General features: G+C 49.4%; 19 protein-coding genes. 3 read left to right on the top strand and 16 right to left on the bottom strand.

Annotated features, from left to right (window positions below; genetic code table 11):
• The first annotated feature begins 208 nt into the window (after positions 1-208).
• Positions 209-1,081 (top strand): IS982 family transposase, encoded by an 873-nt coding sequence (locus V3224_RS09715; protein WP_334467716.1) that lies wholly within the window; start codon positions 209-211, stop codon positions 1,079-1,081.
• Positions 1,082-1,130: 49 nt separating this feature from the next.
• On the top strand, positions 1,131-1,739 hold the full coding sequence (locus V3224_RS09710; RefSeq protein ID WP_334470191.1) for a DUF4145 domain-containing protein: 609 nt from the start codon (positions 1,131-1,133) through the stop codon (positions 1,737-1,739).
• Between the two features lie 139 nt (positions 1,740-1,878).
• Here V3224_RS09710 and V3224_RS09705 read toward each other — a convergent pair whose 3' ends face one another.
• The 15 genes from V3224_RS09705 to V3224_RS09635 all read right to left on the bottom strand — a co-directional run bounded on the left by V3224_RS09705 (position 1,879) and on the right by V3224_RS09635 (position 10,502).
• Positions 1,879-2,253, bottom strand: a complete 375-nt coding sequence (locus V3224_RS09705; protein ID WP_334470189.1) for a Mor transcription activator family protein — start codon at positions 2,251-2,253, stop codon at positions 1,879-1,881.
• Positions 2,247-2,669, bottom strand: coding sequence for a gp16 family protein (locus tag V3224_RS09700; RefSeq protein WP_334470187.1), 423 nt, complete (start codon positions 2,667-2,669; stop codon positions 2,247-2,249). The genes V3224_RS09705 and V3224_RS09700 overlap by 7 nt, the downstream gene beginning before the upstream one ends.
• A 137-nt stretch (positions 2,670-2,806) precedes the next feature.
• Entirely contained in the window at positions 2,807-2,986 is a 180-nt protein-coding gene (locus V3224_RS09695) for a hypothetical protein (RefSeq protein ID WP_334470185.1), read from the bottom strand.
• Positions 2,987-3,002: 16 nt separating this feature from the next.
• On the bottom strand, positions 3,003-3,188 hold the full coding sequence (locus V3224_RS09690) for a hypothetical protein (RefSeq protein ID WP_334470183.1): 186 nt from the start codon (positions 3,186-3,188) through the stop codon (positions 3,003-3,005).
• Between the two features lie 246 nt (positions 3,189-3,434).
• Positions 3,435-3,677: a hypothetical protein gene (locus V3224_RS09685; RefSeq protein ID WP_334470181.1), complete on the bottom strand. Its 243-nt coding sequence runs from the start codon at positions 3,675-3,677 to the stop codon at positions 3,435-3,437.
• Between the two features lie 46 nt (positions 3,678-3,723).
• A complete protein-coding gene (locus V3224_RS09680; RefSeq protein ID WP_334467716.1) occupies positions 3,724-4,596 on the bottom strand; it encodes an IS982 family transposase in 873 nt (290 codons plus the stop codon).
• A 100-nt stretch (positions 4,597-4,696) separates the two neighbouring features.
• Complete coding sequence (locus V3224_RS09675) at positions 4,697-4,867, bottom strand: hypothetical protein (protein WP_334470179.1); 171 nt, start codon at positions 4,865-4,867, stop codon at positions 4,697-4,699.
• Positions 4,864-5,394, bottom strand: a complete 531-nt coding sequence (locus V3224_RS09670; protein ID WP_334470177.1) for a host-nuclease inhibitor Gam family protein — start codon at positions 5,392-5,394, stop codon at positions 4,864-4,866. Before V3224_RS09670 ends, V3224_RS09675 begins: the two co-directional genes overlap by 4 nt.
• Before the next feature lie 32 nt (positions 5,395-5,426).
• The gene (locus V3224_RS09665) at positions 5,427-5,657 is read right to left on the bottom strand and encodes a hypothetical protein (protein WP_032116679.1); all 231 of its coding nucleotides are present in this window, start codon (positions 5,655-5,657) and stop codon (positions 5,427-5,429) included.
• Positions 5,658-5,659: 2 nt separating this feature from the next.
• A complete protein-coding gene (locus tag V3224_RS09660; RefSeq protein ID WP_334470174.1) occupies positions 5,660-5,962 on the bottom strand; it encodes a hypothetical protein in 303 nt (100 codons plus the stop codon).
• Positions 5,963-5,973: 11 nt separating this feature from the next.
• Positions 5,974-7,128, bottom strand: coding sequence for an AAA family ATPase (locus tag V3224_RS09655; RefSeq protein ID WP_334470172.1), 1,155 nt, complete (start codon positions 7,126-7,128; stop codon positions 5,974-5,976).
• 12 nt (positions 7,129-7,140) lie between these two features.
• Positions 7,141-8,928 carry an integrase catalytic domain-containing protein gene (locus tag V3224_RS09650; RefSeq protein ID WP_334470170.1) on the bottom strand — a complete coding sequence of 596 codons (1,788 nt, stop codon included), beginning with the start codon at positions 8,926-8,928 and terminating at the stop codon, positions 7,141-7,143.
• Positions 8,925-9,878, bottom strand: coding sequence for a DUF3102 domain-containing protein (locus tag V3224_RS09645; RefSeq protein ID WP_334470168.1), 954 nt, complete (start codon positions 9,876-9,878; stop codon positions 8,925-8,927). Before V3224_RS09645 ends, V3224_RS09650 begins: the two co-directional genes overlap by 4 nt.
• Before the next feature lie 12 nt (positions 9,879-9,890).
• Entirely contained in the window at positions 9,891-10,211 is a 321-nt protein-coding gene (locus tag V3224_RS09640) for an IclR family transcriptional regulator (protein WP_334470166.1), read from the bottom strand.
• 57 nt (positions 10,212-10,268) lie between these two features.
• A complete protein-coding gene (locus V3224_RS09635; RefSeq protein WP_334470164.1) occupies positions 10,269-10,502 on the bottom strand; it encodes a hypothetical protein in 234 nt (77 codons plus the stop codon).
• Between the two features lie 139 nt (positions 10,503-10,641).
• Here V3224_RS09635 and V3224_RS09630 point away from each other — a divergent pair, with 139 nt between their 5' ends.
• Positions 10,642-11,679 (top strand): hypothetical protein, encoded by a 1,038-nt coding sequence (locus V3224_RS09630; protein WP_334470162.1) that lies wholly within the window; start codon positions 10,642-10,644, stop codon positions 11,677-11,679.
• A 29-nt stretch (positions 11,680-11,708) separates the two neighbouring features.
• Here the strand turns inward: V3224_RS09630 and V3224_RS09625 are convergent, their stop codons facing one another.
• Positions 11,709-12,476 (bottom strand): DNA adenine methylase, encoded by a 768-nt coding sequence (locus V3224_RS09625; protein WP_334470160.1) that lies wholly within the window; start codon positions 12,474-12,476, stop codon positions 11,709-11,711.
• Positions 12,477-12,515: the final 39 nt, after the last annotated feature.

The following is a 12,515-nucleotide window of genomic DNA, read 5'->3' as shown; positions in this document are numbered from 1 at the left end:
CACACCCCCTCTCCGTCAAAAGCACTGATGATCGCCTGCCTAAATGGGTAGAGAGCGATAGCGAATATCGAGCTTTATGCTCTTGTAATTAACCTGAGTTCGGGATAAGAAATAAAGAGAAAGTCTTGATATTCAAATAGTTGAATGAGCCTGTTTTGTTAAAATACTCTAACAGTCTGGTTAAAGAGTAGAGCATTGTTAAACAATTATGGAAAATCTTACTGAACTTTATTGCCTGATGGATGATTTTTGCAAAGACTTCGAGCCAAAAATGCATGAATATTTGCTGACTAACGGTACTAAGCGTCGTAGACGGTCTACTCAGCTTTCGTTGGCGGAAATGATGACACTGGTTGTGTTGTTTCATCAACTCCGATTCAGGCAATTCAAGGTATTTTATCTCTATTATGTCCGCTTATATCTCCGGAAGGAATTTCCTAACTTGCCATCCTATTCACGCTGTGTAGAGTTACTTCCGCGTAGTGCCTTAGCGTTAACGGCACTGTTTGAGTCAATTAAGGGAAAATGCACGGGGCTATCGGTTGCCGATTCTACTCCGATAGCGGTGTGTGATAACTTACGGATCCGCAGACATAAAGTCTTCAATGGGATAGCTGAACGGGGAAAAAATTCAACAGGTTGGTTCTTTGGTTTCAAGCTTCATGTAATTATCAATCATTTGGGGGAAATACTCAGTTTTCGACTCACACCAGGAAACACCGATGATCGGAAACCATTGCCTGAGCTGACAAAGGATCTTTCTGGTTGTTTGTACGCAGATAAAGGGTATTTATCGGCTTCACTGAAACAGCAACTCAAAACGATGGGAATTAGCCTTATAACGAATATCAAGAAGAAAATGAAGCCTATTAAACAGACTTGTTTCGACAAAGCCATCTTGCGTCATCGTTCTGTCATTGAAACGGTATTTGATGAGTTAAAAAATCTTTGTCAAATAGAGCATACGCGACATCGCTCTCCGGCTAACTTTGTAGTGAATTTATTAGGCGGACTGGTTGCATATTGTTTAATGCCATCTAAACCAAAGATACCTGTTGCAGGTACGTATCTTCAAGTATAATTGATAATGCTTATCCCGAACTCAGGTTAATTACTGCCATTACCCTTACATGCTTGATTTAACACTTTGTCCTATAACCCATCTACATAAAAAGGAACTGGGCGTTGATACATTTAAACAGCATACGGTCATTCAGTTTCTGAATCGTCTGGCACCCGTTATAACCTGGTTAGCATCAGGCCCTGTGGCCGGTACCTGTGACGCTAAGATGGCCTACCAAGAACATAAATGGGGACAATGCCTCCACAAATGGTTCGACATCACAGCACGCCATCCAGACTCTACGCTTAAAACACCGACGGCTTTACCTCCAGAATTAGCTAAAGGATTTAACGAATTATCCGGTGTGCGTAGTGTGCCCAGATTTACAGTCATTGCATGCAGAAGCTTATTAGAAAAAGCATGCAAACATACACTTGGCGACGAAGGTCGAGATACTAAACTCATTCAGCTTATAAATAATGCTATTAAGCGGTTAAAAACGGTTGAAGCCATTGCGGACTGGGCTCATACCATACGGGTCATTGGAAATGATGCCGTTCATGGGGATGAATATGACCCCACTCCAGCAGAAGCTGATGAAGCGGTTCGCTTTACTACATTGTTTCTTGAACTACTTTTCAGCTACCCAGAACGCATTAAGACCCTCAGAAAATGAATTGACGTTATATCCCATTCTTCGTTTTTTGCGGGGAGCAGACTATTAAACGTCTTTAATAAAGTTATCTTTTTTACGCCAGCTCTTGTTGTTTGTCATGCATTATGGATGCTAACGAATAACAGCTAGTGGGCTGTACTTAATCCTCTAATGGGGCATTATCCTCAAACAAACTACCTTGTATCCGAGCCAGCTCTTCTTTTTTAACCCGTTTTATCACGGAATAAATCCACTGTAGCGAGACTTCGTACTTGCGTGCCAGGGCACGGTGGTTACGCCCATTGAAATCGGCAAATATCTCCCGGTCGCGCTGGTTTATTTTCCACATCAGCCCCATCGGAAAATAGACATTCTGCCCGCCCCAGACCCGCATCATTTGGCTGGCGACGGCATCGCCTATCTGACTGGCAACAGCGGGGTCAACGTCGATAATCTGTCTGACGGTCTGCGCCGTGTGTTCGGCCAGCTCAACCAGTAACTCCGGCCCTTTACTGCGAAAGGTATTCTCTAGCATGAGGTTGCCCTCACCACGCGTTTTTGCCACTGCTTGAGTTTCTCGATAACCTGGCTGGCCTGTTGGCTATCTAGCCAGTAAGGCGAATCACAGCCGGTTTCCCGTTTAACAAAGTGGGCCAGGGCTGTTGCTGACGCATCCCGGACAATGCCCTCATCGGCCATTGCCTGCCACAGGGCCTGCATTTTCTGGATTTGCGGACGGTCGGTCTGCTTTTTCGTCGTGGGTTGAGTCGGTTGGATACGAAAGCCTTGTGTCTTCAGGGCGTTTAACACTTGCGCCAGTTGACCGATATTCAGGGCTTTTGCTGATGTTTTCCCCGTTAGCCTGTGCAGCATCTGGCGGTAAGTCGTGTCATCCAGTTTTAGGTGGTGGGCGGCAATATGGATTAACTGCAGGTATTTTTGTCGGGTCATCGGAGGCGTCCTTTATCGTTGTGGTCGGGGTCAGGATTCCTTGTGCCATGAATAAAAAAATAATCCTTCGGGTTTTGAAGGATTATAAAATGAATATCTTTATTGTTCAATTGAATGCATAAAGCGCGACTTTTCCGCTATGACTTCTTCACGCAAATCGCCTTGGCATCCATATCCTTGACCGTTTCAAATTTTTCTGCGAACTGTTTGGCGGCCTGTTGACAGGCGGTTGCCGTGTCAAACGCCTGTGTATGCAGCGTGGAAAAAGCATTACCGGCATAGGGACTGGCGTATAGGGCTAAAATTAATATCCACATGATAATTTATCCTCTTTCACTGAATTAAGGTCGGATGTTCAATAAAACAAAGGCTGACCGCAATGAACACCAAGAAACCGGCAAACAGGCGGTTTTGTTGTTTGCGGGTTTCGGGCGATTGAAAATAAGGCCGCAAGCGAGTGGCAATGAGTGCGTAGAGCGTCATCATCAGCGCATCGACCATCACCATCGTCAAGGTCATGAGAGTAATTTGTGGCCCTAATGCTTTTCAGCAACAGCCAGGCGGCCGCTGAAGCGCGCAACGCTTCCGTGCTCAGTGCCACAATGGGCACCATCAAGGCTAATGCGGTCGCCTGACCGGCAATCAGCGGCAGTGTCTTGCGCCATCCCCGCTGGAAGGCATGGTTAAGGGTGAGGATAGCGCCAACGCCGGGTAATACGGCACTGAGCAAGGCACCCCCTAAAAAAACTAACCAAAGGTCAAGGTTCATGGTTTATTTACCTCGTGCGTTTGATGATGGGGTGGTGTTGATGGCGACTTTGCCGTGATACCTTTTAGCGGCACGACATCCCAATTAAGTACCCAGGCGCTATACCGCTGTCCGCAGTGTGGACAGGTCAGTAACAGGTCAATCCCCCACTCGCCGCTTTCCGGTTGTTGGGTGATCTCGGCCTGGGTAGGATTCAGACGTCGCGTTGCCTGATGGCAGCTGATGCAGGTAATGGTCATAACGTGTTTTCCTTATCTAACCTGAGTTCGGGATAAGCATTATCAATTATACTTGAAGATACGTACCTGCAACAGGTATCTTTGGTTTAGATGGCATTAAACAATATGCAACCAGTCCGCCTAATAAATTCACTACAAAGTTAGCCGGAGAGCGATGTCGCGTATGCTCTATTTGACAAAGATTTTTTAACTCATCAAATACCGTTTCAATGACAGAACGATGACGCAAGATGGCTTTGTCGAAACAAGTCTGTTTAATAGGCTTCATTTTCTTCTTGATATTCGTTATAAGGCTAATTCCCATCGTTTTGAGTTGCTGTTTCAGTGAAGCCGATAAATACCCTTTATCTGCGTACAAACAACCAGAAAGATCCTTTGTCAGCTCAGGCAATGGTTTCCGATCATCGGTGTTTCCTGGTGTGAGTCGAAAACTGAGTATTTCCCCCAAATGATTGATAATTACATGAAGCTTGAAACCAAAGAACCAACCTGTTGAATTTTTTCCCCGTTCAGCTATCCCATTGAAGACTTTATGTCTGCGGATCCGTAAGTTATCACACACCGCTATCGGAGTAGAATCGGCAACCGATAGCCCCGTGCATTTTCCCTTAATTGACTCAAACAGTGCCGTTAACGCTAAGGCACTACGCGGAAGTAACTCTACACAGCGTGAATAGGATGGCAAGTTAGGAAATTCCTTCCGGAGATATAAGCGGACATAATAGAGATAAAATACCTTGAATTGCCTGAATCGGAGTTGATGAAACAACACAACCAGTGTCATCATTTCCGCCAACGAAAGCTGAGTAGACCGTCTACGACGCTTAGTACCGTTAGTCAGCAAATATTCATGCATTTTTGGCTCGAAGTCTTTGCAAAAATCATCCATCAGGCAATAAAGTTCAGTAAGATTTTCCATAATTGTTTAACAATGCTCTACTCTTTAACCAGACTGTTAGAGTATTTTAACAAAACAGGCTCATTCAACTATTTGAATATCAAGACTTTCTCTTTATTTCTTATCCCGAACTCAGGTTATCTAAGGCGACGATGAGTTCGGCCAATATCTCGAAGGCATTTTGAAATTCACAATACGCGGCGGCAGAATGGTCTGCCTGCAGGTGATGCATGGCGCGGTTTATGTGCCTTTCAATTTGGCGGCGCAGAGGTTTTATTTCCTGATAGCTCATGAGGTCACCTCCTGCTCGAAGGGCGTAATAATGAAATCCTGAAGCTGATTGCGAAACGTAATGCCGGGAATATTCAGTCGCTGGATAGTGTCCTGATTTTTTAGCAGGGCATTTTTATCAAGCTGTGCTTTGCGAATAATGCAGTCGGTCTGTCCGTTTTCTTCCAGCGCCTGCAGGATATCGTCCATCCCTTTTAGCGAAACGGACGGTGGGCGGTTACGCCATGACACCTCGCCGGTTATCAGGTTGGCGGTTTTGGTTTTGCCGTTTTGGGTAAGCTCCTCCCTGTTGGCCTCGCACCAGGTCTGGATACCTCTTTGCAACAGGGTGATGCGGGCTTTCATGGCTTCAATATCAGCCGCATGTTGATGGGTTAAGCGCGCAATTTCATCGTTAATCTGTGTCTCCAGTCGGGTCATTTCCCGCTGAATATCGCCCAGATTTTTAATATCGTTTATCACCTGCTCACGGGTTTGCGGGGCGCAGGAAGCCGCCACGGCTTTAAGCCGCGTTATTTTCTTTGCCATCTTTTTTACCTTTTCATTAACAACGTCGGGAATTAAACGCGCTCGAAAATAATGTCCTCAAGGGCGTCACTGTATTGAATATGCTCAAATACGTTAATTCTATATCGGGCCGCAATGTCACCGAGACAGCAATCCTGTTCATTAAAATCACGGCAGTTTTCGCAAATCGATAAATAGGTTTCATAGTCCTGTTCCGGCATATCGACGGTCTTTGCCAAATAAACCGATTGGCGAGCGGTAATACGGACAGGGCGTGTTTTCATGATTAACGTACCTCCCAGGTGATTCGGCAGTTATCTTGCAGAAACTGGTATTTTTCCCAGCAACCCTGATGGTCGGTACCCAGGGCATAGCGAACGGCATGCCCCTTTTTATGTAAGGCATCACACCGTCGGTCATGCAGCAGGGTAATGGTCGGACGGCTATAGCCATCAACGGTAAACTGACTGACGGTAAAACCTTCCTGGCTGAGGTTGTCCATCACCGACAGGCATTGCCTGAACTGCTGCTGGATGGCCTGGTAGGTCATCGCTGACGGGTTTTTAATGGTCACGGCGGGGTTCAGCATAAAAGCCTCCTTTAATGCACACTGTGAATAATATTGGCGTCGATAACCGGAATGGCGTTTTGCGCGGCCAGATTCATGGCGGCGGTCACCAGATTGCCGATAGCCAGGGGATAAAGCAGGCTGACCGGCGTGTCTTTTTTCGGGCGCAGCCAGCTTAGGCGTTGACGTAGTGCCGGTATCGCATCCGGGCCGAGGACTTTGCTCGTGTCGCCGCCGACGCGTTTAAACTTGAAATCAAGAAAGTCGGTCAGGTGTTCATCCAGCGGCGGCAGGTCAATCACTTCGCACCGCTGTACCACTTCCCTGACCGCTAGCAGGCGCTCGGATAACTTGTCGCCCAGTTCGGGTTGTCCCAGCAGGACGATGGACAGCAGTTTTTTAAAGCCGTCTTCCAGCTCAAAGAAGCGTTTAAGGTGCTTTAAGGTCGGGATGGGAAGGCAATGGGCTTCTTCAATCACCAGTACATGGCTGTACCCGGCGCGGGGGCTCTCTTTTAATAGTCGGTGTAGCTGACGAAAGCGGGCTTCGGGTGAGCGTTTGAGTTTTTCCAGTGGGGCCAGGGTATGGACAATAGCCTCGGCGAGACTGGCGGCTTTCAGGGTTTTGCCCTGATGGTCGTTGTCTTCCATCGCCAGCACGTAGGGTTCAATCACCACCACCGGGGCGTTTTCCCGATAGATGCGGTCAGTCAGGTCACGTCGCAGCGTGCTTTTACCCGAGCCGGATTCACCGATAACCGCGATAAAGCCGCCATAGCTGGCGGTCTGGTACAACCCCTCGCGCACATAACGACTTTCAGGGGTTAAAAACACATCTTCATGACCTTGTACCGCGTTGTCGTCAAATGGGGCACGAAACAGCCCAAAATGCTTTTTGGTGGCAGTCAGTAATACCTGTTTTTTCAGTAACATGGTGTCTTCCTCGTTGCTAGGTGGTGTGTGCTTTTCCTTGCTGCTGGATGTGACCCCGTCAAAGCAGTCGTCCGCCGCGATGCCCTGGTCACTTAGCCAGCCACGGATGCGGTGTTTTAGTGCGTCGGTATCCTGTTTCGGCCACTGATGGTGATTGACTATTTGCGCCAGCGTCGCCTCGGAAAGGTCAAGCGCACGGGCCAGTGCTGCCTGGGTCAGGTTGTGGTGTTGTAACAGGGTTTTGAGTTTCAGCATGATGGCCTCCCGTTAACCGTGACTGGCCAGACTGACCACCACCTCGGTGGACTGGGCCATCAGCTCATCACCCAGCGCGTCGACCTGGTCAGCGGGGATGCCGTCCGGGAAGCGTTGGGTCAGCGTGGTGTAAAATTCACTGCGCCAGGTCTTGCCCGCCGCCTGGAAACGCGCGCGCAACTGTTGAACCACCACGACCGGGTTTAAACGTTCTTCAAAACGTGGCGCGCAAACCGTGGAAGCCTGGCCCTGTTTGGGCAGGTAAATGGGTGGGGTATCGCGTTCATTATCAAGGTAAGGGTTAAAGCGCCCACCAAAGGGTAAGGCATTGGCTTTTTGCGCGACGGCGGTTTCCCCCGGCGTGGTGGTGCCATACAGGGTCTGCTCGACTTCCGCCAGATGATGTTGCGCCGGGGTGTGGGGTAATGCCTTGAACGATTCGCCGGGTGTCGGTGCGTTGAGGGGAAAACCGTACTCGTCTTTCGCCACTTCGGGTACCCGGTAAAAGACTTCCATGCCGTCCTCATTCATCATGACCACCTGCGCTTCACTGTCGCGCCAGGGATTACGGACTATCTGTACAGTGTCGCCCACGCAAACGCCGGGGACTTGCCGTACATCGTATTCACTCCCCCTGAACGATACGCGCCGATGTGCGCTAACCTTACGGCTTTCCGGCAGACTCACTGCTAGTTCACGGCATATTTCAACGGGTGGTGCCTTGATTAACTGCTGCGGGGTGATCCGTAACCAGCAGTCGGTGCGGGTCATGCCGGTACGCCGATGCAGTGCGGTGCGGTTATACTTTTTACGCCATAACCCGACCAGGCGGTTGAGTTCATCAATATTATCGACTTGCACAAACCGTAAACCGGATTCAAAATTGCACTCCAGAATGTCGCGCGCCTTTTCCACTGAGCCGGTGGCGCGGGCATTACCGGCTTTATGGGCGATAAGTTGAATACCAAGAGTTTTACACAGGTTGCGCATGGTGGACGAGACCAGGGCGCAACCGGGGTCGGTATAAAGGATGCGCGGCACACCATGCAGTACGTCGGCCCCACCGCGTTCTTGCATGGCATTAATCAGTACATCGGTAAAGTTTTGCGTTGTTTCGCCGCCGAAGCGGTACTCGGCGTAAATCCAGCCACTGGTATGGTCGGTCAGCTCAAATGACCAGACACGGTTATTAACAATACGGGCCAGATTTTTGGGTTTGTTGGGGTTAAATTCCGCTTTACGCATCATGCGCAGGCCGCTATCGCGCGTATTGCGACCTTTGGCGGGATTTTTCAGGTAATAGAGCACACACAGCGACGCATCCAGTTGCCAAACATGATTAGGATGGTCGGTTTTTAACTGGACGCAAGGGGCAGGTGCGCCTAACTGGTTGGGGTGCAGTCGATAACGGTACAGCGCCCGGCTGATGGCATCCACCGACAGGGGGAACCACTCGCCGTTCTCGTTATCAATATACCCGGCATTAATCAGGTTGTTCGCCCGCAGGTCATTAACCGCCTGCTCCAGGCTGTAAAGGCGCTTGCCGTTCTTGCGATGCGAGGCCATCATCACGCCAGATATTTGCAGGGCTTCCTCACGCGTCAGGGCACTGGTGCCATAATCCACCCGCTGTTTGCGCGGTGGTTTAGCGCTTACCTGTTTGATTTTTCGCAGCAGCGTGGCTTTGGAAATGCCGAGTGCCTGACAGCCTGTCTGATACACCGCGTCTTTGCCGCCATGTCCGGCTTTCTCTGCGGCCTGGGCAATTGCCAGTACGCGTTCGGTCAGGATGGCGTTCATAACACCGCCTCCTCGCCGTTATCCTGTCCGGTGCCGCGCAGGTGTTCCGGTAACTGAAAATCGGCATCGTCGGCATCCGCATCGGCTTTTGCCCAGTCAGGTACCAACGCTGATACTGCGTGGTGGGGTAATGCAAAATCACTGCGTAACACATTGATTTCAAACTCAATATCATTAAGCAAGCCCGCTAAATAGTCGGCGTGGGACGTGATATCGCCACTGTGGCTGCTCAGTTTTTCCAGCCCTTCCCGAAAGCGGCCCATTAATATGGCTTTAACATCAAATCCGACCAGGCTAACTTCTTCGCGGAGCTGACGTATGCTTTCTTCCCCTGATGGTCGAGGTTGATCGAGTATCAGCTTGTCACTCAGTTTATTGATTTTTTCTTCTTTTTCTCTGACTCGGTCGCGGCTAGCTTCGAGCATCTTTTCTGTCTCTCGCAGTTTTGCCCTAAGTTCCCGCACCGACATGCGGTCAACCTCGTCGAGGTTAAGGCCCGCAATGGTGCCGCCTTCAGCGAGTTCGGCGAGGTCTTCGTCATCTTCGGTCATTAACTCAAACAGTTTTGCTTTGCCAAGTAGTGCCAACGTTGGAACTTTTGACTGGATGGCGGGGGATAAGTACTTTAGTGATGCGTTCATCATCCTATATCCAGTGCTTTTAGTTAAACCAAGTTGCTGAGTTAAAATGTTAGTGAATTCTCCATAAGGTTCATTTTCCTTAAGAATCAGCAGTCTTTTTCCCGCCTCCAGCATGGCTTCGGCACTTTGCGCCATATAGAAGCGCGCTTCATGCACAATGCGCTCACGCTCATAGGGCAAGCCCTCGCCGTACTTCTCCATAATGGCCTGCTGATGTTCAGCTAAGGCGTTAAGATTATTCATTAAATCCGGTGCCAAAGGTTGTTCGGGGGCGATTTCAGCCATCATCGGCAATGCTTTTCTACCCATTGTTTTTTCCTCTTACAGTTTTGACGGTGAGGCTACGCAGCGCCCACGTCGTTCTGCCATCTTGATTTGTGCCCGTTCGGTTTCATCGAAAAAGGCAATAGCAATCTGTATCAATTCTTCACCGAGGCCGTAATTCCCATTGATGCGCTGCTCAACCATCCCTTCTTCCACTAAAAATGGCAGGGTGCGACTGATATTGGCCGCAGAGTCATTGATTAGCGCCGCCAGGGCTTTATTGGACAGGCCGTCGCGGTAATGCCCTTTCATGGCTTTTAAAATACGCAGCGCCCATCGTGTGCGTGAAGAAGGGTGCAGTAATAAGGTGTTTTTCATCGGATGCCTCTTTTTCATTAATGGAAATTGTGTTACCGTCAGTGAAACAGGCGAATGTTATTTTTTATGGCGCTTTTTTCCCGATGGCATGGGAGAACCCATGATTTGTTCAATCGCCTGTTTGATTTTACGGGCTTCCCCACGCCAGCCCTGGCAGCGACCACTCAGTAGCATGGATACGTGATGGTGGTTAAAACCGTTTGTCTTGGCCCATGCTCTCATGGATGGATAGTGCTGATAGACATGGTCATAAAAACAGCGCTTAAAGTCGGCGGGGTGTTGCAGTGACATGGTGTTATCTCCGTCATAAAAAGTTAAAAATAAATATACATTAACATGCAAAATGATGTAAAGTCTTTTTCGTTTGTTTTTGTATATTTCTTATCACCGTTAAAAACCACGGGCTGTTATCAGCCTAAAGGAGACCTGCATGGCAAAGAAAAAAGTGGCAACCAGCCTGTCTGTCAGTACGGCGGACAATATCACGATTGCCGGGGGGGGGGGGGCAATTGCATACTCTGAAAAAAATGTAGAAAACAGCGCCCAACAGGAGGTAATGGCACGTTTTGGGGATGGACTACCCTATGAACGCGAGCGCATTGTGCATGAAGCGCGCTTCTATATGGCACAAAGTGCCGAAGCCATGCTGGAAGCGGGAAAAAGACTGCTGATTCTTAAGGAAAATGAACCTTATGGAGAATTCACTAACATTTTAACTCAGCAACTTGGTTTAACTAAAAGCACTGGATATAGGATGATGAACGCATCACTAAAGTACTTATCCCCCGCCATCCAGTCAAAAGTTCCAACGTTGGCACTACTTGGCAAAGCAAAACTGTTTGAGTTAATGACCGAAGATGATGAAGAACTCGCCGAACTCGCTGAAGGCGGCACCATTGCGGGCTTGACGCTGGATGAGGTTGACCGCATGTCGGTGCGGGAATTGCGAGCAGCATTACGTAAAGATGAAGCAGCCCTTAAACGCAGCCAGCAACTGGTCGCCGAAAAAGAGAAGCAGTTACAACAGTTAAGCCAACAACTGGCGGGCAAAACCTCGTCGGTTGCTGCGAGCGATGAACAAACACCCGTTGATGCCCAGCAGTGGGTGACGCTGACACTCGAAGGCGTCGGAGATCGCCTTAAATCCGAGCGTCTGCGGTTGGGGCTTAGCCAGGAGATCTTCGCCGAACGCTGTGGGGTCAAAAAACTCACCCAGTACAACTACGAAAAAAGCGAACGACATCCTGATGCGGGCTACTTAATCGCGGCGAAGGCGTTAGGGGTTGATCTCAATTATGTGATGACAGGGGAGCGCAGTGATGAAGCCAGTGCGCTCGATGTGGTGCGTGATGAGGAAGAAGCGGAAGTGCTAACAGCCTTTCGACATATTCCCGGCGAAACCCGCGAAGTGGCTAAACGCACCTTGACCGCAATGGCAGAGAAAAAAGCCGCCCGCAGCCGCGCATGACCCATCCCTCTCCGTTGCAGCGGAGAGGGTTATTTAACGGTAATAATCAGCTCACGCCGTTGTGTGGGCTGATTGCTGTTCAGATTATACCGTATCGGTACGCTCTCCATCGCAAAGCTCTGAAACACTGCCCGCATCTCGGGAATATCATTGACCGAAATAATCATCATGCCCGCCAGGTCTCGTCCCATCCCTGCCAGTTTTTCATATTGCGCCAGATCAAAATCCACGCCATAGCCCTCTGTCCCCCAGTACGGTGGGTCGCAGTAGAACAGCGTGTGTGGACGGTCATAGCGAGCGATGCAGCTGGCCCAATCCAGCTGTTCAATGGTGGTGCGTGATAATCGCAGATGCGCGAGCGACAGCTCTTCTTCCATGCGTAACAGATTCAGGCGTGGCCCCGTGGTGGTGGTCACGCCAAAGGTGTGCTCAGCGACTTTTCCGCCGAACGCCTGTTTTTGCAGGTAGTAGAAACGGGCTGCCCGCTGGATATCGGTTAAGGTTTCGGTTGGGGTGATGTTTAACCAGTGATACATCGCCCGGCTGACCAGCGCCCATTTAAACTGGCGCATAAACTCTTCCAGATGGTGTTTCAGCACCCGATAGAGATTGACCAGCTCGCCGTTGATATCGTTAATCACTTCCGCTTTGCTGGGTGACTTCATAAAGAAGAGCGCCGCTGCGCCACAAAATGGCTCGACGTAGCAGGTGTGCGCCGGGAAGCGCGGTAAAATCTGTTTGGCTAGCCGCCGTTTACCGCCTATCCAGGGCAGTATTGGTAAAAAATGTTGCGTCATTGTCTGTAAGCCTGTTTCACTAATGGAAATTCGTGTAGA

The organism is Arsenophonus sp. PmNCSU2021_1 (assembly GCF_036919435.1).
In the GTDB taxonomy this organism is placed as follows: Bacteria; Pseudomonadota; Gammaproteobacteria; order Enterobacterales; family Enterobacteriaceae; genus Arsenophonus; species Arsenophonus nilaparvatae.
Note: the sequence above shows the minus strand (reverse complement) of the source record. Positions and strands in the feature narration are given on the sequence as shown.